The 21,822-nt window shown below is 72.7% G+C and carries 9 protein-coding genes; all 9 read right to left on the bottom strand.

The window, feature by feature from the left end:
- Positions 1–133 precede the first annotated feature (133 nt).
- Complete coding sequence (locus EOINJALH_RS31410; protein ID WP_158219891.1) at positions 134–8,056, bottom strand: calcium-binding protein; 7,923 nt, start codon at positions 8,054–8,056, stop codon at positions 134–136.
- A 265-nt stretch (positions 8,057–8,321) separates the two neighbouring features.
- Positions 8,322–9,365 (bottom strand): alginate O-acetyltransferase AlgX-related protein, encoded by a 1,044-nt coding sequence (locus tag EOINJALH_RS25175; RefSeq protein ID WP_088285348.1) that lies wholly within the window; start codon positions 9,363–9,365, stop codon positions 8,322–8,324.
- Positions 9,366–10,817 carry an MBOAT family protein gene (locus EOINJALH_RS25180; protein ID WP_088285350.1) on the bottom strand — a complete coding sequence of 484 codons (1,452 nt, stop codon included), beginning with the start codon at positions 10,815–10,817 and terminating at the stop codon, positions 9,366–9,368.
- A 51-nt stretch (positions 10,818–10,868) separates the two neighbouring features.
- Positions 10,869–12,002 (bottom strand): glycosyltransferase, encoded by a 1,134-nt coding sequence (locus tag EOINJALH_RS25185; RefSeq protein ID WP_088285352.1) that lies wholly within the window; start codon positions 12,000–12,002, stop codon positions 10,869–10,871.
- Entirely contained in the window at positions 12,002–13,495 is a 1,494-nt protein-coding gene (locus tag EOINJALH_RS25190) for a glycosyltransferase family 2 protein (RefSeq protein ID WP_088285354.1), read from the bottom strand. Before EOINJALH_RS25190 ends, EOINJALH_RS25185 begins: the two co-directional genes overlap by 1 nt.
- 145 nt (positions 13,496–13,640) lie before the next feature.
- Positions 13,641–16,802 (bottom strand): glycosyltransferase, encoded by a 3,162-nt coding sequence (locus EOINJALH_RS25195; protein WP_158219892.1) that lies wholly within the window; start codon positions 16,800–16,802, stop codon positions 13,641–13,643.
- 1 nt (position 16,803) lies between these two features.
- Complete coding sequence (locus EOINJALH_RS25200) at positions 16,804–18,765, bottom strand: PIG-L family deacetylase (RefSeq protein WP_088285358.1); 1,962 nt, start codon at positions 18,763–18,765, stop codon at positions 16,804–16,806.
- A gap of 6 nt (positions 18,766–18,771) precedes the next feature.
- Complete coding sequence (locus EOINJALH_RS25205; RefSeq protein ID WP_088285360.1) at positions 18,772–20,553, bottom strand: bifunctional class I SAM-dependent methyltransferase/GNAT family N-acetyltransferase; 1,782 nt, start codon at positions 20,551–20,553, stop codon at positions 18,772–18,774.
- A complete protein-coding gene (locus EOINJALH_RS25210; RefSeq protein WP_088285362.1) occupies positions 20,550–21,821 on the bottom strand; it encodes an ABC transporter ATP-binding protein in 1,272 nt (423 codons plus the stop codon). Before EOINJALH_RS25210 ends, EOINJALH_RS25205 begins: the two co-directional genes overlap by 4 nt.
- Between the last annotated feature and the right edge of the window lies 1 nt (position 21,822).

Consider the following 21,822-nt stretch of genomic DNA (forward strand, 5'->3'; position numbering starts at 1 on the left):
CCACACGGTTCAGGAGCCCCCCCGAAACGGGGAGTGGCGTGACCCTGCGCACGGTCCCGACCCGCGGTCATCTCGAGGGTTTACCCGCAGCATCCACCGACCCTGCCCTCCCGGGCCGGGTCGGCGCCGCGACTCAGGGCAGGACCAGCAGGTCGGGCCCCAGCGCGGCCGGGTGGCTGCCCACGCCCAGCAAGGCGAGGATCACCGGCGCGCCCAGGCCGGCCCCGTCGGCGTCGTAGCTGAAGGCACCGGTGGCGGGGTTGTAGTCGACGAACGGACTGGTGTCCGGATCGATCGTGGTGCCCACCGCACCGGCCAGGGCGGTGAAGGTGGCCGCCGACAGGGCCAGCAGGTCCACGCCGGGCTCGAAATCCGTGACGGTGTCGGTGGACACCAGCGACCCGGCCCCGGCAAAGACGAATCGGTCGCCATCGGCGCCGCCGGTGAGCGTGTCGGCCCCGTCGCCCCCCACCAGCGTGTCGGCGCCGTCACCGCCCAGCACCGTGTCCGCACCCTCGCGGCCGTCGAGCGAATCATTGCCGCCCAGGCCCTTCAGCACGTCGCCGCCCAGGTAGCCGACCAACGTGTCGTCGCCGGCGGTGGGCGTGATGGCCTTGGTGCGCACCGTGGCCGCCGACCACTGCACGCCGTTGGCAAAGACGATGCGCTCGATCGTCGGGGTGCCGTTGGCAAAGTAGTCCTGCACGACGACCGTGTCGGCAGTGCCGGCGATCGACAGGCGCAGGTTGTCGCCCACGCGCTGCGGCAGCAGGTTGACGCTGGTGACGCCGGGGCCGAGCAGCAGCAGGTCGGTGTCGGCCAGGCGCGGCACGTCGCCGTCGCCCAGCGCGTACACCGGGCCGGCGCCGCTGTTGACCGCCCCGCCCCACAGCGCCGGGGGCAAGGTCTCGTGGATCACGTCCTGCCCGCTGCCGATGCCGAAGGAGTAGACGTCGCTGCCGGCGCCGCCGCTCAGCGTGTCGTTGCCACTGCCGCCAATCAGTACGTCGGCGCCATCGCCGCCGGCCAGCAGGTCGGCGCCGTCCACGCCGGCCAGCACGAAGAAGCTGCTGCCGCCGTGCAGGGTGTCGTTGCCACTGCCGCCGAACAGCGTGTCGTCGCCGTTGAGGCCGGACAGGCTGTCATTGCCGCCGCCGCCGAAGATCCACTCGGCCACCGCGGGCACCACGCTGCCGTTGATGGTGTCGTTGGCGGCCAGGCCGACGAACACGTGGTTGCCACCGTCGAAGCTCACCGCGCCCGCGGCCATCTGGGCCTGCGTGATCACACCCGTGGGCGACAGGCGGATCTGGTCCACCGTGCCGGCCCGGATCAGGTCGCCCTGGAAGAAGCCGACGATGATCACCTGGCCGGTGTCGCCACCGGCGGTGACGTTGACCACGAGGTCGTCGACCCCGAAGCCCCAGCGCTCGAAGCTCACGTCGGCCTGCGCGATGCCGGCGCCGAACTGCAGCGTGTCGATGCTGGCGGCCAGGGTGTCGTTCTGCTCGATGACGTCCAGCCCGCTGCCCAGGTTGTAGAGGTAGGTGTCGCTGCCTTCGCCGGCGTCGAGCAGGTCGTTGCCGGGGCCGCCCACGAGGGTGTCGTTGCCGATCTCGCCGGTCAGCGTGTCGGCGCCGTCGCCGCCACTCACGCTGTCGGCGCCGCCCCCGCCGAAGATCACGTCGTCGGTCTCGAAGCCCGTCAGCGTGTCGGCCACTGGCGTGCCGATGAGGGCGATCAGGCTGGCCAGCGTGACCGCGGGCGCCGCGCCGAACTGCACCCGCTCCACCTCGGTGAGCACAACCCTGCCGATGGGGCCGGTGATCACGGTCTGCGTGAGGCTCGGCCGTGCGATCGCGTACTCGATGGCGGTGCCGGGCAGTTGCAGCAGGTCGTTGCCCAGGCCGCCGACCACGGTGTCCACGCCGGCCGAGGCCACGAAGGTGTCGTCGCCGGCCGCGCCAGTGAGCGAGTTGTTGCCATCATGGCCCTGCATCACGCTGGCCAGGGCATTCCCATTGACCGCGATGGCGCGGCTGGCCAGGCCGATGACCTCGGCGTTCTCCACGCTGGCCGGCAGGCTGTAGGCGCCAGGGGCCGAGAAGGCCAGCACCACCGTGTCGATGCCGTCGCTGCCCGGTGCCGTCTCGTTGACCACGTCGGTGGGCACGCTGAGCAGGTAGCGGTCGTTGCCGGCGCCGCCCGCCATCGTGTCGACGCCCGGGCCGCCGTCGAGCGTGTCGTTGCCCAGGCCGCCGCTCAGGTTGTTGGCCCCCGAACTGCCGGAGATCACGTTGTCGAGCGCGTTGCCCACCACGCCCACCGCCACCGTGGGCAGCGCGTTGACGGTGGCATTCTCGACGTGGTCGCGCAGGGTGTAGACGCCCGGCGCCGTGAAGGCCAGTTCCACCGTGTCGGTGCCGCCCAGCGCCTCTTCGACGACGAAGTCGGCCACCACGTCGAGCACGAAACGGTCGTCGCCCTCGCCGCCCACCAGCGTGTCGATGCCAGGCCCGCCGCTGAGCGTGTCGTTGCCACCGAAGCCGCGGATGATGTCGGCGCCGGCCAGGCCGTCGATCAGGTTGTCGTCCTCGTCGCCCTCCAGCGGGTCGTTGAAGGCGGTGGGCACGTTGCCGAGCAATTGCACGATGGACTGGGTGCCATCCGTGAACTGCAGCGACTCGACGTTGCGCAGGACCACGTGCTCCTGTGTCGCCGCATTGGCCAGCACCACGTCGGTGGCGTTCGGCCGGGTGAGCGTGTAGTTGGCGAAGTCGGCCAGGAAGACCACGGTGTCCCCCGTGCCGCCGAGGTCGAAGCCGCCGTCCAGGGTGTCGTTGCCGGTGCCGGCGATCAGCGTGTCGTTGCCATCGCCGCCGGACAGGCTGTCATTGCCCCCGAGGCCGTCGAGCCGGTTTGCACCGGCATTGCCGATGAGCGTATCGCCGAAGGTGAGCGTGCCGGCGAGGTGCTCGATGTTCAGCAGCAGGTCGGCGCCGTCGGGGCCGGCGGAGCTGCCGGTGGCCAGGTTGGCCAGCACGCCGGCGGTGGCCAGGCGGTAGTCGGCGGTGTCGTTGCCGGCGCCGCCATCGAGGGTGTCGTTGCCGGCGTTGCCGCGCAAGGTCTCGGCGGCGGTGCTGCCGACCATCGCATCGGCGCTGGTCGACCCCTGCACCACCGCGATGCCGCTGAAGGTGTCGGTGCCCAGGCCGAGCGCCACGCCGCTGCCCGGGGAGATGAAGTTCACGGTGACCGGGACGGGCTGTTCGCCGTAGGCCAGCACGCCGCCCCCGCCAGCGATGACGATGTCGTCGCCGAGGTCGGGCCGGAACACGATGCCCGCGGGTCCGGAGCCGTCGAGCAGGTCGTCGAAGCGCGACCCCCACAGCCCCCCGATGCCGACCAGCGTGTCGGTGCCGGAATCTGTGAAGGCCCGGCCCGCCTGCAGGTCGACCGTGACACCGGCCGACTCGGTGCTGTACCGCACCAGGTCGAGGCCGCCGCCGCCGACGATGGAATCGCTGCCCAGGCCGCCCTCGAGCGTGTTGTCGCCGCCGTCGCCGGTGAGGGTGTCGTTGCCGGCAGAGCCGATGGCGGCCTCGATGCCGATCAACGTGTCGGTGCCGGCCCCGGTGGCCAGGCCGGCGAGCAGGCTCAGGTCGATCGGACCGGTGGCTGCACTGAAGTCTGCTGCGTCCGACCCGGCGCCGCCGTCGATCCAGTCGTCGCCGCCGTTGGCGGTGGCCAGCAGGTCGTCGCCGTCGCCGCCCGTCAGGCTGTTGCTGCCGTCACCGCCGTCGACGGTGTCCTGCCCTGCGCCGCCCGACAGCGTGTCGTTGCCGTCGCCGCCGCCGAGCCGGTTGTCGGCCGCACTGCCGGTGATCGAGTCGGCCTGCGCACTGCCCTCGACCTGCTCGATGCCGACCAGGGTGTCCACGCCCGCACCGCCCGTGGCGGCACCGGTGAGCAGGTTCACGGTGACGCCGGTGGCGGCGCCGACGTAGCGCACCAGGTCTTGCGTGCCGGCGCCGCCGTCGAGCAGGTCGTTGCCGTCGCCGCCGTCGAGCGTGTCCCGGCCCTCGCCGCCGAGCAGGGTGTCGTTGCCCTTGCCGCCGCTCAGCGCATCGTCGCCGGCCAGGCCGCTGAGGCTGTTGTTGCCGGCGCCGCCCTCGATCGCGTTGGCCAGTGCATTGCCGGTGACGTTGATGGCCAACGCGCCGGACGCGGTGATGCGCGCGTGCTCGACGTTGGCGCCCAGCGTGTAGGGGCCGGCCGCGCTGAAATTGAGTTCCACGCGATCGATGCCGCCGCTGCCCGGCGACGTCTCGTTGACGCCATCGGTGGGTGCGTTGAGCCGGTAGACGTCGTCGCCGGCGCCGCCGATCATCGTGTCGACGCCCAGGCCGCCATCGAGCGTGTCGTTGCCCGCCGCGCCGGTGAGGCTGTTGCCCACGGCATTGCCGACGAGCAGGTTGTCGAGTTCATTGCCGAGCAGGTGGATGGCCACGGCTGAGGTGACCGTGGCGTTCTCGACCTTGGCCGGCAAGGGGTAGGTGCCGGCCACCGCGAGGCCGACCTGGACACGGTCGATGCCGCCGCTGTCGTCGCCGTTCTCTTCGGTCTCGTCGACCAGGTCGGCCGCCACGTCGATGCCGTAGACGTCGTTGCCCGCGCCGCCGCGCAGCGAATCGGTGCCGGCGCCGCCGATCAGCGTGTCGTTGCCTTCGAGGCCGACCAGGGTGTCGTCGCCGCCGAGACCGTCGATCAGGTTGTCGTTGCTGTCGCCCTCGAGTGAGTCGTTGGTCAGCGCGCCGGCCGCGGCGTCGTTGACGTCGGCGATCGGCAGCGTGCCATCGGTGAACTCGATGAACTCGATGGCGCGCGCGGTGATCGCCTCCTGCGTGGCCGGGTTCACCAGCACCAGGTCGTTGGCGGTGGGCCGCGTCAGCGAATAGCTGGCAAAGCTGCCCCGCACCACCAGCGTGTCGTCGTCGGCGCCGCCATCGACCGTGTCGATGCCGGTGCCTGCGTCCAGTGTGTCGGCGCCGGCGCCGCCGGACAGGCTGTCGTTGCCGCCCTGCCCTTCCAGCTGGTTGGCACCGGTGCCGCCGGTGAGGGTGTCGGCGCCATCGCGCGAGCCGCGCACCCATTCGATGCCCGCCAAGGTGTCGTTGCCACCCCAGCCGTCGGCCGCCACCGCACCGGTGGCCAGGTTGACGTTGACGCCGGCGGGGCTGAAACGGTAGTCGGCCAGGTCGAGGCCGCCGCGGCCGTCCATGCTGTCGTTGCCACCGCGGCCTTCGAAGCTCTCGATCGGCGCGGTGTCGCTGCCGGTGAGCGTGTCGTTGAAGGCAGAGCCGCGCACGGCCTCGATGTTCCGCAGCACATCATTGCCGCCCAGGCCGTCGGAGGCCGTGCCATCGGCCGTGTCGGCCAGCGTGACGCCGACGCCCGCGGAGGAACTGCCGTAGTCGACGCGGTCGAAGCCCTGGCCGCCATCGATGAGGTCGTTGCCGGCGCCGCCGCGGAACACCTCGATCAGCGCCAGGTCGCTGCGGTCGGTGCCGTTGTCCGAGTTGCCGCCACTGAGCGTGTCGTCCGCCTCGCCGCCGAAGACACCTTCGATGCCCGACAGGGTGTCGATGCCGCCGAGGCCGTCGGTGGCCAGGCCGTCGACCAGGTCGACGTCCACAGACCCCGCCCCGGCATGGTCGTAGCGCACGATGTCGAAGCCGCCACGGCCGTTGATCGAGTCGTTGCCGCCGCGGCCCTCGAAGGTTTCGGTGTAGGCGGCGGTGGCGCTGCCGCTCAGCACGTCGTCGTGGTCGGACCCGCGCACGGCGCTGAAGCGGCTGATCGTGTCGCTGCCCGTGCTGGCCCCGCCCACGGCCGTGCCGGCCAGCAGGTCGACCGTCACCCCCGACAGCGCCGACGCGTAGCTGACGCGGTTGCCATCGCGCAGGTTGAGCGTGTCGAGGATGGCCCCGCCATCCAGCGTGTCGTTGCCCGCGCCGGCATCCACCGATTCGAACACCAGTGCCTGGCTGCCGAGGAAGGTGTCGGCGTGGGCCGACAGCTCAAAGAAGCTGACGTTGACCAGCGTGTCGGTGCCGCCGAAGCCGTCGTTGGCGGTGCCGCTGCCGGTGCCGCCATCGCCGCCGAGGCCCGACAGGTTGACCTGGACCGCCAGCGGCGCCGCGCCGTAGCTGAGCAGGTTGCCGTCGGTGTACTCGATGCGGTCGAGCACGGCGCCGCCGTCGATGCTGTCGTTGCCCACGCCGCCCAGGATCAGGTCGGCGCCGGCCTCGCCGCGCAGCGTGTCGTGGCCCGCGCCGCCGACCAGCGTGTCGTTGCCTGCGCCACCGCTCAGGCTGTTGGGGCCATCGTTGCCGGACAGCAGGTTGGCCGCGCTGTTGCCGGTCACGTGGATCGCCAGCAGGGTGCCCGGCCCGGTGATCGAGGCGTTCTCGACCGAGGCGGGCAGCGTGTAGCTGCCGGCCGCCGCGAAGCGCAGTTCGACCCGGTCGAGGCCGCTGCTGCCCGCGGCGGTCTCGTTGACCACGTCGGTGGGCACGTTGAGCAGGTAGACGTCGTCGCCGGCACCGCCGGCCATCACGTCGTTGCCCAGCCCGCCGTCGAGCGTGTCGTGGCCGGCACCGCCGCTGAGGCTGTTGACCGCGCCGTTGCCGACCAGCACGTTGTCCAGGCCGTTGCCGACCAGGTGGATCGCCACGGCGGACGTGACGGTGGCGTTCTCGACGTGGTCGGGCACGGTGTAGGTGCCGGCCAGCGCCAGGCCGACGTCGACGCGGTCGGTGCCGGCGCCGACGGCCTCGGTGACAAGGTCGGCCAGCAGGTCGATGCCGAACACGTCGTCGCCCTCGCCGCCCACCAGCGTGTCGGTGCCCGCGCCGCCGATCAGCGTGTCATTGCCACCGAGCCCGTCGAGGCTGTCGTTGCCAGCCCCACCGTCCAGCAGGTTGGGGCCGCCGTCGCCGGTGAGCACATCGGGGTCGGGACTGCCGGCCAGCGCGGCTAGGTCGGCGATGGCCCGGTCGACATCGGTGAAGGACACCGTCTCAACATTGCGCAGCAGGATGTTCTCGCCGGTGGCCGGGTTGACCAGGCGCAGGTCGCCGGGGGCAGGCCGCTGCAGCGCGTAGGCGCTGAAGGCGCCCAGCACGCCGAGCACGTCGCCGGCACCAACGCCACCATCCACCGTGTCGGCCCCCGTGCCGGCCGCGAGGGTGTCGTTGCCCTCGCCGCCCGACAGGCTGTTGTTGCCGGATCCGCCGGTGATGACGTTGTCGCCGCCATTGCCGGTGACGTTGATGGCCGCGGCGCCGGCCACGACGGCCCGCTCGATGCCCTGCGGCATGACGTAGGTGCCTGCCGCGGTGAAGGCCAGGCGCACGGTGTCGACACCGTCGCTGCCCGGCGCGGCTTCGTCGACCAGATCGGCCGCCACGTCGATCTCGTAGACGTCGTTGCCCGCGCCACCGGCCAGCGTGTCGATGCCGACGCCACCGACGAGCGTGTCGGCACCGATGCCGCCGAGCAGCACATCGTTGCCCAGCCCGCCGGCCAGGGAGTCGTTGCCTTCGCCGCCGGCCAGCGTGTCGAGGCCGGCACCGCCCTGCAGGTGATCGTCGCCCGCCGCGCCGTCGAGGCTGTTGTTGCCTGCGCCGCCGATCAACACGTTGTCGCCGGCATTGCCGGTGACATGGATGGCCAGCGCCGCGGCGGCGGTGACCGAGGCGTTCTCGAGGCCGTCCGGCAGCACGTAGGTGCCCGCCAGCAGCAGCGCGAGATTGACCTGGTCGACGCCATCGCTGCCCGCTGTGGTCTCGTCGACCAGGTCGGCCAGCACGTCCAGCACATAGGTGTCGTTGCCTGCGCCGCCGCGCATCGAGTCGGTGCCGGTGCCGCCGTCGAGCAGGTCGTTGCCGGCCAGCGCGTCCAGCGTGTCGTTGCCGGCCAGGCCGCGCAGGGTGTCGTCCGACGTGGTTCCAGGCAGGCTCTCAGACGCCGGTGTGCCGTTGATCAGTGCCATGTCGATATCCAAGCGCGAAGCAGAAGTCAATCCGTGTGAGTGGGCGCAAGGCAGGAAAAGTTCACGCCAAGGTCGCGCACGTGCCGTGCCGATGGACCGCAGCATAGGGCGATATCGCGCGTTCGAAGATCATCCGACAGTCTAGGCACCCCCCAGGACGTGGGAACGCCTGGTAACAAAATGGGTGATTGGTCAGATCGCGACGACCGTCAGCCAACCGAACCGGCGATGGTCACGCGGTCCGGGAAGCCGGCCTTGATCGGGCTCAACGGCCCACGTCGGCGTGCACGGCGTCGGCCAGCAGGCGGTAACCCGCAGCACCCAGGTGCGTGTCGTTGGGCAGGTACAGGTCGCGCGTGGCGGGCAGCGCGGCACGCAGGCGCGCCTGGATGGCCACGTGCCGGATGCCGGCCGCGTCCATCGCACCCCAGGCGTCGACGGCCGCGGGCACGGCCTCGGCCGGGCGGGCCAGGTAGGGCGCGTAGATCGACGACTTGTCGGGCACCACCACCATGCGCATCGTCACGCCGCCGGCCTGCAGATCGTCCTGCAGACGCCGCACGCGCTGCAGTGGCGCCTGCAGCCGCTCGGCCGACCAGTCGCGCTTCTGGTCGTCGTCCACCAGGGTCAGCAGCCGGTCGCTGCGTCGGTTGGTGAACAGGTCGGGCCGGGCCAGCGGCCACACCACCGTCTGCTGCCGCAGGGTGCGGTGGTCGAAGCGCTTGCGCGTGGCCTGCCAGGCGACCACGGCGTAGTGGGGGTCGGGCGGGGGCCACCACACCACCGGCAGCAGGTTCTGGATGCGTTCGTCCGCCGTGGCCAGCGGGGCCACTGCGGCCGGCGCCACGGCGCACGGTGCATCGAGGGTCATCAGGCGGTGGCCCCAGCTGCGCTCCACGGTCTGCACCACCAGGTGGTGCAGACCCGGGTACCGGCCGCGCAGGCCCTGGGCCCAGGCGGCCAGGCAGCCCGGACCGCCGATGTCGTCCCAGGTGAAGCTGATCACGTCGCGCTGGCCCCGCAGGTCCATCCAGGGCGATTGCCAGAGGTTCCAGCGCGAGAACGAATCGCCCAGCACCACCACCCGGGCCTGCGCCGGATCGGCGCGGTGCAGTTGCAGCGCGTCCTCGGCCGAGGCCCGCGACGGCGCGAAATCGCGCTCGGCCAGCCGACCCAGCCTCGTGAGGTCGCCGCGCACGGCGCCCAGGTGCTGGCTCAGCGCCACCATCAACACCAGCGGCAGCAGCATCGCCACCGCGAAGGACGCGAGGTAGCCGTTGCCAGCGTGGGACGATCGGCTCGCGGTCATCTAGAACTGGAAGTACAGGAACGGGCTGTTCTTCGAGAAGAACAGCATCGACACGCCCAGCGTCGCGCCCATGGCCACGCCCCAGCGCGGCGTGGCGCGCCAGGCCGGCAGGCGCGGGCCGGCCGACGGCGCGCGGTCGACCCACTCCACCGTGTTGGGCAGCCACCAGGCCACGGCCAGCGCCAGCAGCAGCCCGACGTGCCCGGCGGCGCACAGCTCGGGCCAGGCCAGGTGGCCCAGGTCGGCCATGCGCGCCCACAGGGCCCAGGTGGTGGGCAGGTCGGCCGCCCGGAACGGCACCCAGGCCAGCACCACGAACAGGAAGGTGAATAGCCGGCCGGCCCAGGCCTGGCCAGGCAGCGTCGGCAGCGACAGGCCCGCCGCCAGCGCCCGCCAGGCGTGGTTGACGATCAGCCCCAGGCCGTGCAGCGCGCCCCAGAGCACGAAGTTCCAGCTGGCGCCGTGCCACAGACCGCCCAGCAGCATGGTGAGGAACAGGTTGACGAAGCGCCGGGCCTTGCCGCGCCGGTTGCCGCCCAGGCCGATGTAGAGGTAGTCGCGCAGGAAGGCCGACAGCGTCATGTGCCAGCGGCGCCAGAACTCGATCAGGTTGCCGGCCTTGTAGGGCGAATCGAAGTTGATCGGCAGCGTGATGTTGAACATCCGCGACAGGCCCACCGCCATGTCCGAGTAGCCCGAGAAATCGAAGTACAGCTGCAGCGCGTAGGCCAGCGCGCCCACCCAGGCGGCGGCAGTGGACACCGGCTGGCCCTGGGCCGCCGCGTCGAACACCGGCGTGGCCAGCAGGGCCAGGTGGTCGGCGATCACCACCTTCTTGAACAGGCCGATGGCGAAGATGGCCAGCCCGCTTTCCATGTTGGCGCGCTGCGGCCGGAAGTTCTGCGGCCAGCCGAACTGCGGCATCATCTGCTGGTGGTGGATCACCGGCCCGGCGATCAGGTGCGGGAAGTAGGTGACGAACAGCAGGTAGCGCAGCGCATCGGCCTCGCGCGCCAGGCCGCGGTGGATGTCCACCAGGTAGGCGATCTGCGTGAAGGTGAAGAACGAGATGCCCAGCGGCAGCACCAGGTCGACCAGGCCGGTGTGCGTGGACAGCAGCGCGTTGGCCGTGCCGATCAGGAAGTTGGTGTACTTGTAGTAGCCCAGCAGCAGCAGGTTGGCGGTGACGGCCGCGACCAGCAGGCCGCGTGATCGCGCGCTGGTCGTGCCCTCGGGCGTCCAACGCGACAGCAGGCGCCCCAGCAGGAAGTTGGCCGCCGCCGAGGCCAGCAGCAGCCACAGCAGCCGCGGGTTCCACCAACCGTAGAAGAACAGCGACGCGGCCGTCAGCCACAGCAGCGCCGGCCACTGCCCCCACCGCGCCGCAGCGAAGAACAGCAGCCAGACCACCGGCAGGAAGCCGAAGATGAACTCGAACGAGTTGAAAAGCATGTGGGGCGGGAGTGTGCCAGCGATGCGCCATCGCGCGCCGCAGGGTCGGGGTCAGACGCGCTGTTTGCGGTACAGCAGTTCCTGGAAGTGGCCCTGGCACAAGAAGGCCTGCTCCTCGATGCGCAGCGGGACATCACCCTGGAACGGTTCGGCCGCGCGGTCGCCCTGCACTGTCGCCCAGGCCTCGATGGCGGCGGCCCACGCCGCCACGTCGCCGGCCGGCAAGGGTCGGCCGACGCCGTAGCGGCGCGCCGATTCGGCCTGCGCGCCCAGGTCGCTCACCAGGCAGGGCAAGCCCAGCACCGCGGCATCGTGCACGGGCAACGAGAAATCCAGCGGCACCCGGCTGGGCACGCACACCGCGTCCACGGCGCCGGCCAGCGACAGCAGCCCGGGCCCCTGCGCGGGCTCCAGGCGCACCCGCGGGTCGGCGGCCGCCATCGCGGCAAGGGCCGGCGCGCGGGACGGCATCGACGGGCCGGTGCACAGCACCCTCAGGCGAAGCTCGGGCCGGTCGACGCGCAGGAGGGCCTGCAGCAAGGCCTGCACCCCCGACCGGTGGTCGAGCGGATCGGCGATGCACACCAGCGTCGGCGTCCGCGTCTCGGCCATGCCGATGGCATGCGCCTGCAGCAGACCGAGCAGATCGACGCCGTGCGCCAGCGTGCGGACCGCCAGGTCGGGCAGCGCGAGGCGCCAGCGCGCGGCCGCATGATCGGACGGCGCAAGGCACAGGTCGACCTGCCGCAGCAGCCGCTGCGACGCCGCGTCGACCGGCTCGCTCGGCAGACCGGCCAGGCCCAGGAGCAGAGGTCGCTCGGCCGACGGCAGCCAGCCCAGGCACATCAGCATAGGCGGCGTCACCACGGCATGGGCCACGTCGAACCGCGCCATGGGCAGCCAGTGCGCCAGCGGGTCGTCGACCGTGCCGGGGCCGTCCAGGTCCCAGCGCAGCAGCGGCACGCCATCGAGCAGGTGCAGCGGCGCGTCCGCCTCGAGGCCAGGCACGACCTCGGGCGCCGCGGCACAGGCCGCCGACGGCAGTGCGCCGGCGGCGCGCATCGCGACGACGACCAGCACCTGATGCCCTTCGCGCTGGGCCATGCGCGCCAGGGCATGGGCCGACTGCACCGGCAGGCCGGTCTGCCAGGGTCCGAGCGAATCGGTGACGAAGAGGATTCGCATCAGACCCCGGCGGACAAGGTGGCGGCCATGCGGTCGAGCCAGCGCCGCTCGGCGTCGGGGCACGGCTTGTCGCGCCGGTCGAGCACCAGCACCGCCATCGTGTGGCCCAGCGTGGCCGCGAAGGCCTTGGCCGCGGCGGCGATCCATTCGGCGCGCAGGCGCGCGTCTTCGCCGCGGTAGGCCTGCGCGGCACAGTGGTTGAAGTGGCCGAAGCGGGCCACGAAGTCGTCGACGATGTAGCGGGCCGACCGCTGCACCGCCGCGCCGGCCTCGCCCGGCCACCCCTGCACCGAAGCGAGCTGGTCGCGCAGGAAGGCGTCGAGCCGCGCATCGTCCAGCTCGAGCGGGCCGGCTGGCAGCATGCCGTCGATCGGCAGATCGCGCAGCCGGGCCAGCCACGCGGCCGCGGCGTCGTGCATCGAGCCGCCCGCCCCCGAGGCAGCCATGTGCCGCGACCACGCATCGACCTCGCGCCCCAGGTGGGCGGCACCGGCCACCAGGCCTTGCGCCGATTCGCAGCGCGGCAACTGGAAGTCGTCGAACACATCGACGAGGAACCGGATGTCGACGAAGGTGCGCCGCAGGTAGTACCAGGCGCTGCGGTTGTGCGAGTGGATCACCTTCACGGAGGCGAGCATGGCGATGCGCCGGCCATCGCGGATGAACCGCACGCCAAGGTCCATGTCCTCGGCGTAGCTGCCGCGGTAGCGGTAGCCCAGGAACAACTCGCGCGGCACCAGGCACGACACATCGCTGAGCTGGCCCATCGAGCGCAGGCTCTCGTGGTCGGTGCCCTGCAGATGGCCGATGCGGTCGCGCAGGCGGCAGCCGAGGAAGTCGTAGTAGCTGCCGATGCCGACCTCGTACATCAGGTCGCTGTCGCCCCGGCAGTACTCGGTGCAGGACACCGCGGCCAGGCCTTCGTCGCGGTGGTCCAGCAGGTAGCTCAGCAGGCCATGGACCCACAGGCGGCCGATCGGGTAGGCGTCCTGCACCATGAACAGCAGGAACTCGCCACCGGCCTGCTCGGCACCCAGGTTGCGCGTGCCGCTGTGGCTGAAGGTTTCGGGCGCGATCTCGATCACGCGGGCGCCAGCGGCCTGGGCCATGGCCACCGTGCCGTCGGTCGAGCCCGAGTCGATGACCAGGATCTCCAGCGGCGGCACGCCCTCCTGCGCGCGCAGCTTGCGCAGCAGCAGCGCAAACTCGGGCCCGGCGTTGAGCGTGGGCAGGATGACGGTGACCGAGGCCGCCAGCGCGTGCGGAGGGGTCTCGAGCAGTTCGGGGTGCAGGCGCGGCGGCAGGGTCGGCGCTGCCGCCGGCGGCGCATCGGCCGAGCGCTGCTGCCGCGCACGCCAGATCTGCCCCGATCGTTTCAGATAATGCGGCAGCCGGGCGACCACACCGCGCAGGCCCCAGCGGCCGAGCTCGCGGCGCATCAGCCGCGCGCCGTCCTGCAGCAGGGCCGAGGCGAGGCTGCGCGGATGGCTCATTGGTCCCCCTTGGCCCTGCGGGCCGTCCCCCCGAGGGGGAGCGAGCGCCTCCGGAGCGGCCGATCGGCGCTCATTTCGACCCCCTTGGCCCTGCGGGCCGTCCCCCCGAGGGGGAGCGAGCGCCTCCGGAGCGGCCGATCGGCGCTCATCGCACGATCTCGCGCACCGCGCGGTCGAAGGCGTCGATGCTGCAGTCGCGCGCCACCGCGGCCAGCAGCGCCGCGCGCTGGGCGGTCCACACGCCCTCGTCGCGGTGCAGGCGGACGCAGGCCGCCGCGAAGGCTGCCGGGCCGTCGCCCACCTGCACGTCGTCGGCCCAGCCCAGTTGCCGGGCGATCAGCGGCGTGACCACCATGGGCAGGCCGCGCGAGGCCGCCTCGTGCGCCTTGTGCGGCACCCCGGCGGCATAGCGGGTGGGCACGATGAAGACACGGCGCGCGTCGAAGTAGCCGTCCAGCGCGTGCACGCGGCCGTGGATGCGCACCGACCCGCTGGCCATCGCGCGCACCGTGGCGGACTCGCACACCCCCACCACGTCCAGCCGCGCCGCCGCGCCCAGCGCGGCCTGCACCGTGGGCCACACCTCGCGCAGGAACCACAGCAGGCTGTCGCCGTTGGGGCAGTCGTCGGCGGTGATGGCGCCGACGAACAGGAATCCGCTGCGCGCACCGAAGTCCGGTGCCGAGGGCTGCGGCGCCAGCGCGTGGCCGAGCACGACCACGTCGGTGCAGCCGGCCTCGCGGTAGTGCCGGGCCTCGTCCTGCGAGACGGCCACGATGCGCTCGGCATGGCGTGCCAGGGCCAGCTCGTCCTCCAGCATCGCGCGCGCCTTGGCCGGCGGCAGCGGCTGGCCCAGCACACGGGCCTTCTCGGCCTCGCGCAGCGAGAACAGTGCCTCGGCGTCATACACCAGCCGGGTGCCGGCAAACCAGTCCGGGTGCGAGGCCCGCAGTGCGTCGACCACTGCCATGTTGTGCGGGCGGCTGACGAGCATCAGGTCGTGGTGGCCAGCCCGCGCGGCCAGGAAGGCCGTCAACCCGGCCACGCCCTGGTCGAGGATGACCTCGATGCGCTCGTCCAGCGCCTGGTGCACCTCGTCCCAGCGGCCGTCGGCGAACACCAGCGGGTAGTAGGTGACCGCATGGCCTTCGGCCGCGATGCGGTTGGCCAGCATGGCCGCGCGCGGGTAGCCGCGGCCCAGCTGCGGGAAGGGCACGCGGTCATCGACGATCAGGATGCGGCGCGCGCCGGGCCGCAGGATCTGCCGCGCGGCCAGCACCTGGCCGGGCGACGATTCCGGCCGTGCGCTCAGGTAACCCGCATGGCGAGCGACGAAGAGCTCGCGGTTGCGGGCCTGCAGCGCCATGGCCCGGCCGCTGCCCACGTCGCTGGCGAACTCGAAATGCTTGATGCGCACCGCAGGGTCGCAGACGATGCGGTGGCCGGCCTCCCACAGGCGCACGCAGAAGTCGCTTTCCTCGTAGTAGGCGGGCGCGTAGACGTCGTCGAAGCGGCCGAGCCGCTCGAACAGCTCGCGCCGCACCATCAGCAGCGCGCCGGAACAGTAGTCCACGTCGCGCACGAAGCGATAGGCCGGCGCGTCGGGCGAATCGCCGCGGCCGTAGCCCAGGCAGCTGCCGTCGCGCCAGACGATGCTGCCGGCCTCCTGCAGGCGGCCGTCCCACAGCAGGATGGGGCCACCGACGGCGCCGACGTCGGGCTCGCGCTCCAGCCGCGCCACCGCGTGGGCCAGCGTGTCGGGCTCGACCACCGCGTCGTTGTTGAGCAGCAGCAGGTGGCGGCCCTTCGCATGGCCCGCGGCCAGGTTGACGGCGCGCAGGAAGCCCAGGTTCTCGTCCTGCGGCAGCAGCGTGGCGCCGTCCAGCCGTGCCAGCAGCTGCGGCATGCGGTCGCTCGACGCGTTGTCGACCACCAGCGTCTCGAAGCTCACGCCGCGCGACGCGGCCAGCGCACGCAGGCACAGCAGGCTCAGCCCCGCCTGGTTGTAGAGCACCACCACCACGCTGACCTGCGGCTCGGCATCGCCCGCCTGGCCGCCCTGGTGCAGCCGCACACGCTCGTCGCCGGCGAGGAAGGCGCTGAGCTGGGCCTCGGCCTCGGCGCGCACCGCCTCCTTGTCAAGCGTGGGCCCGGTGGGCGCCGCGGCCACCGGCGCGGCCGCGGCCGCCTGCAGCCAGCGGCCGCCGAAGCCGCTGGTGGCCAGCCAGACCTTGAGCCGCTGCTTCTGCCGGCTGGACAGTGGCAGCGCCCGCGCGACGCGGCCGACCACCGCACGCGGCGTGACGCGCTGCGCCATCGCCCTGGCCCGGCGCAACGGCTCGGTGATGCGCCAGGACAGCGAGTGCGTGATCTCGTGGTTCAGCGCCAGTTCGGCGCGCAGCTGGGTCTCGAGGGCGTCGTGCGCACGCTGCAGGTCGCGCAGGCGCTGGTCGCGCTGGTCGACCTGATCGCGCAGGCCGCGGGCCTGCCCGTCGAGGGTCTGCACCTCGCCGGCAAGCCGGCGCACCTCCGCCTCCACCTCGGCCCGCTGCTGCTCGAGCGCCAGGCCCCGGCTGCGCTGCAGCTCACCGAAGGTGGCGATGCGGTCGAGCTGCCCCGCATCGAGTCGCGCCAGCCACTGGCGGTAGATGCGCGCGCGGCCTTCGGACGCCACCTGCACGTCGGCATGCTCGGACAAGCCCGAATTGCCGACCAGCCGGTAGGTGGCCGACACGCCGGGCAGGTGCACGAACGCGTGGCGGCTGGCCAGCCGGCGCCAGAAGTCCCAGTCCTCGTACACCGGCAGCGATTCGTCGAAGCGCAGGCCTTCGTCGACGACACTGCGCGCGAACAGCACCGCATGGATCGGCAGGTAGTTGGCCAGCCACAGCCGTGTGTCGTCGAAGGGCTCGTCGAGCACGCCGGCCGGCTGGCCCTTGCTGTCGACGAGGCGCACACCCGTGTAGGCCACCTGGGCCCCTGGGGCCGCGGCCAATGCACCGAGCAGGCGGGCGACGTGGTCGGCGTCGAGCAGGTCGTCGTCGTCGAGGAAGATCAGCCAGCGGCCGGCCGCGCTGGCCAGGCCCAGGTTGGCGGCGGCGGCACGGCCGAGTGGTGCACCGCCCTGGTTGATCAGGCGCAGTGTGTGGCGGCCGCAGTGCACGCCCTGCCCGCTGTGGTGGCCACCGGCCGCGTTGACCACCACCACCTCCAGCCCGTCGGCGGTCTGCGCGGCCACGCTGGCCAGCGCCTGCGCCAGAGAGGGCCGGTCCATGCTGCGCACCAGGACGCTCACTTCACAGGTCATGTCACGATTCTCGATCACCAGCGGCCCAGCCCGCGGGCCAGTCGAATTGTCGGTCGCGGCCGGTGCACAGGTAGCCCTCGGCATGGGCCACGCCCAGCAACAGGCCGCGGTGGCGGGCCAGGCCGGCGGTGGCCTCGACATAGGCGCCGCAGGCCAGCGCGGTGCGGTGCCGGCCCAGCGCGTCGAGCTTGGTGTCGATCACCGCGCCGATGTCCAGCGCGTGGGTGATGGGCAGGGTGCTCCAGGTCTCGTACTCGCACAGGCGCTGCACGCCGGCGTGCGACAGCGCGGCGCGCCGGGCCGCTGCGGCCACGACACGGTGGTCGCGGTGCAGGTCGACGCGCGAGGGGCACAGCACCCAGTCGGGGCCGAAGTCGTTCACCTGCGCCGCCAGGGCCGCGTCGAGGCCGGGCTGCTCGGACAGTGCACCATCGGGAAGGCCCAGCAGCACCGCGTCGGCCACACCCAGGCGGGTCAGCGCGTCGCGGAACTCCTGCTGGCGCACCTCGCCCGCCCCCGGGGGCAGACCGCCCGCGCCCGAGCCGTCCGACACCAGCACCACGCGCACCGCCGCCCCGGCCTGCGACAGCAGCGCCAGTGCGCCGCCGCAGCCGATCGACTCGTCGTCGGGGTGCGGCGCGAACACCAGCACTCGACGCGCCTCGGCCAGCGGCAGCGGCTGCGGCAGCACGCACAACGGCGCGTCGGCGGCAAGGCCGGCGGCCTGTGCAGGCGCCGGCGAGGAGGACGGGACTGCGTGCAGGGCCTCGGCAGCCTGCGACACGCCGGGTGGCCCACGGTAGATCGCCTCGAGGCGCGCCGCCACCTGCGCGGCATCCGGCGCCTGCAGGGCCTGGCGTCGGCCCGCCTGGCCCTGCACCTGCGCCAGAGCCGGCCGATCGCTCCACTCGCGCAGCGCCTGCACCAGTGCGGGCAGCAGTTCGGCGTCGCCGGTGGGAAGCCACCGCGCACCCGCGCCGCAGACCTCGGGCACGCCGCCGGCCGCGGTGCACAACGCCGGCAGTCCGGCCGCCAGCGCTTCGAGATTGGCCAGGCCGAAGGATTCGTTGCGGGTGGTGCTGACGTACACGTCGGCCGCCGCCAAGTAGGGCGCCACGTCGTCGACCTCGCGCACGTCGAGCGTCACCGATGACGACGCGACCTCGGGCACCGCCTGCCGCAGTGCCGCGGCATCGCCCGCGCCCAGCACGGTCAGGCGCAACGGCCGGCCCAGGCGCACGCAGGCGCGCAGCAGCGCCTCGAAGCGCTTGACCGGGTTGAGCCGGCCGATGGCCAGCACCTGCCACTGGTCGGACGTCCACCCCAGGCGCAGCCGCGCCTCGGCGCGGTCGGGCAGCGACAGCACGGGCCGCGCATGCGGCACCGCATGCCAGTGCGCGGGGGGCTCGGGCAGCGAGAGGTCACGCGCCAGTTGCGCGCGGCCGGCGCGCGTGGGACAGACCACCCAGTCGGCGGCGGCCAGCAGGCTGGCTTCGAGCCGGCGGTGCTGTCGCAGCAGCGCCGGCGTGTAGCGCACGCCTTCTTCGCGGATGGCATCGGTGTAGCTGCCGAAGCCATGCTCGGTGACGCCCCAGCGCGCCCGCGCGCCCAGCGCCCGGCGTGCCAGGCGGTAGCCCCAGCCGATCCAGGGGTCGTGCAGGTGCACGGCATCGGCAGCCTCGCGCGCGGCCACCTTGGCGGCCAGCCGGCCCATGTTGAGCCGCTCGATCCAGATCGTGGCGAAGGTCTCGCCCGCGGGGCCATAAAGTATGCGCAGCCACGACTGCGCGCGGGGCGTCCAGCGGCGCTGCCAGGCGCGCGCGCCATCGCCGAGTTCGTCCTGCGTGAGGTAGCGCACCTCGTGGCCGCGAGCCTGCAACGCGCGCACCACGGGATCGAGGCTGCGGCCGATGCCGAAGCGCCGGTCGCTGCCCAACTCGCGCGTGACGTGCAGGATGCGCATGCCGGCCTATCGGAAATCGGTGTCGCCGGCCATCAGCAGCCAGCGGCCGCGGTGCGCGTCGGCGTCGGGGCCTGGCGAGTGGGCATTGGCCGGCACGCGGATGCCCAACGGGCGCAGGCCGATGTCCTGCGGCGCCAGCGCCTGCATCAGGTGCTGCTGCGACTGCGTGATCCATGCCTCGACCATCGGTGCGCCCAGCACGGCCGCGCGTTGCCGGGCCACCGCCAGCAGCGCCCCCCAGGCCGCAGGCGGCGCCACCGCGTCCACCCATTCCAGGTGCTGCTCGTGCCGGCGCAGCACCGCCACGCCGATCGGCCGGCGCGTCAGGCGGCGGCGCAGCAGCCACAGCTCGTAGCGGAAGCGCGGGTGGCCCAGGTAGCGGTGGCGCAGCCAGGCGGCGTCGCGCACGCCCAGCGTGGCCTGCGGCAGCGCCGCGGCCATGTCGCGCCACAGGCCATCGATCACGGGCACGGCCTCGCCGCCGTCGGCCAGGTCGGCGGCCTCCAGCGGCTGCGCCACGGTGCCGACACCGGTGCCGGCGGACGAGGCCGGCCAGGCGGCGCAGACCATCTCGTCGACGGCGGTGTACAGGCCCAGGTGCTCGGCCGCCGCCATCGCGCGGTCGGTCGGGAAGCCGAAGCCGATGCGGTGCGGCTTGCCCCAGCCGATCTGCTCGTCCAGGAAGGTGGCGGTGGTGCGCTGCAGCGGGCCGCCGCGGGCCAGCGCGGTGCGTGCTCGGGCGTCGACCATCACGTCGCACACCTGGCAGGCCAGCACCGGCTCGCCGTGGAAGATCACGCGCCGGCTCAGGCCGCCGTAATGCGACAGCAGTTCGGGTTCGGCGCCGTCGCCGCCCGGCGGCACACGCCCCGGGCGCACCAGTCCGACGGCATGGCCACGCCCGTCCCCGTACTTCCAGGCCCACTCCTCGGCCGACAGCGGGTGGCCGAAGATGCGCTCGAACAGCGTGCGCACCGCACCAGCCTGCGCGCCGCCCAGGCGCACCGGCCGGTCGGCCGACGGCTGCTCGCGCTCGAAGCGCAGCAGTGCGTAGCCGTAGACGCCCTCGCGGTACAGCGTCTGGCTGCGGGTGAGCGCGGCCTCCAGCCCGTCCATCGTGGCGGCGTCCAGCGACAGGTCGGCCATCAGGTCGTCGCGCCGGGCCCGCACGCCGCGCAGCAGGTAGTCGAGCGTCGGTGCGGCCTGTGCCGACAGCTCGGTGCGGTGCACCAGGCGCCAGCCGTGGCGGGCGGCCAGGTCGCAGAACGCGCCGATCTCGTGCAGGCCGGTGTGCGCGGCGTCACTGCGCCGCAGCGCGAACTCGTCCATCACCACCAGGTGGGTGCGGCCACCGTGCAGCAGGCGCTCGGCCGCGTCGAACAGCGCCAGCGGATCGATGTACTGCGCGCTCTCCTGGAACAGCAGCGCGTCCCACTGGCCGGCTTCGTGGGCAAAGTCTTCCAGCCGCGACTCCATCACCTCGACCAGCGGGCCGTGGCGGCGGCGCACCTCGGCCACCTGCGCCGCCTCGGGGGTGATGCCCATCGCTCGGTAGCCGGCCGCCGACAGACGGGCCAGCGTGGTGCCCAGGCCGATGCCCACCTCGAGCAGCCGGCCCGGTGGCGGCAGGGCCTGCCACAGGTGGCGGCTGGCGCGCTCCTGCGCCTGCAACACGGGTTCGTCGGCCGATTCGAAGGTGGGGAAGTGCAGGTACTCGACGCGGCCTTCCTGCATCTCGAGCAGGCGGGCGAAGACGTTGAGCGGGAAGGAGAAGTCCTTGACGGTCATTCGGGGGATCCGACTTGCCAGTGGTGCGGCAGGGCGACGACGCCCTGCTGCACGTCGTGCTGCACCACGTCGAGCGTGATCGCGTGCTCGGCGGCGGCGTAGAGGTTGATGGCGCGGTCGCACAGCACGTAGGCCGACAGCGTGTAGCGGCCCTTGAGCAGCGGCAGCGCCGGGATGCACAGCGTGGCCTCGACGCGCCCGGCGGCGTCGCGCGGCAGCGTGATGCCGTCGAGCCAGGTGCCGGCACTGCTGAGGGTGCGGCCGTCGGGGCCGTGCAGGGTGATGCCCAGCGTCGGGCAGGGGATGGTGGGGTCGCTGCGGAAAGCAACACGCACGGTGAGCGCATCGCGCCGGCTGTGCAGCGGCGCGCCGTCGTCGGTCGGCGACAGCCGCTCGAAGCAGTCGATGGTGGCGGCGGCCGAGGCCAGCGGCGGGCGCCGCACCAGGGCCTCGTCGCCGCCGTCCGGGCCGCCGCCTGCGGTGCCGTCGGCCGCGATGCTGCCACCGTCCGCCGCCCCGGCGCCGCGCGCGGCGGCGAGGAAGGCGTCGTAGGCCACCACGGCCTGCGAGGCCGGGCCATCGAAGCGCACGCGGCCGTCTTCCAGCCAGATGGCGCGCGGGCACAAGGACTCCACCTGGAACATCGAGTGCGAGCAGAACAGCAGCGTGGCACCCCGTTCCTTCAGCGCCATGATGCGCTCGAAGGACTTGCGGGCGAACTCGCCGTCACCCACCGACAGCGCCTCGTCGATGACCAGGATGTCGGGCTCGACGCTGGTGGCCATCGAGAAGGCCAGGCGCACGAACATGCCGCTGGAATAGCTGCGCACCGGCTGGTCGATGTACTCGCCGATGCCGGCGAAATCGACGATGCCGGGCAGGCGACGCTCGATGTCGGCGGCGCTGATGCCCAGCAACGGGCCGTTCAGGCGCACGTTCTCGCGCCCGGTGAGCTCGGGGTTGAAGCCGGCACCGAGTTCGAGCAGCGCCGCGATGCGGCCCTTGACCCGGCGGGTGCCGCGGCTGGGCTGCAGCACGCCGCAGATCACCTGCAGCAGCGTGGACTTGCCCGCGCCGTTGCGGCCGATCACGCCGATGGCCTCGCCGCGGCGCACGCGCAGGTCCACACCATGCAGTGCGTGGTGCTGCGGGCCGTGGTCTTCGCCGCCGGCCAGTTGCTGCCACAGGCGGCGCCACGGACGGGACTCGAGCGAGTAGCTCTTGTCCAGGCCGCACAGGTCGATCACCACGTCGTCGTCGCCGGCCATC

The organism is Ideonella sp. A 288 (genome assembly GCF_002198735.1).
Classification (GTDB): Bacteria; Pseudomonadota; Gammaproteobacteria; order Burkholderiales; family Burkholderiaceae_C; genus Pseudaquabacterium.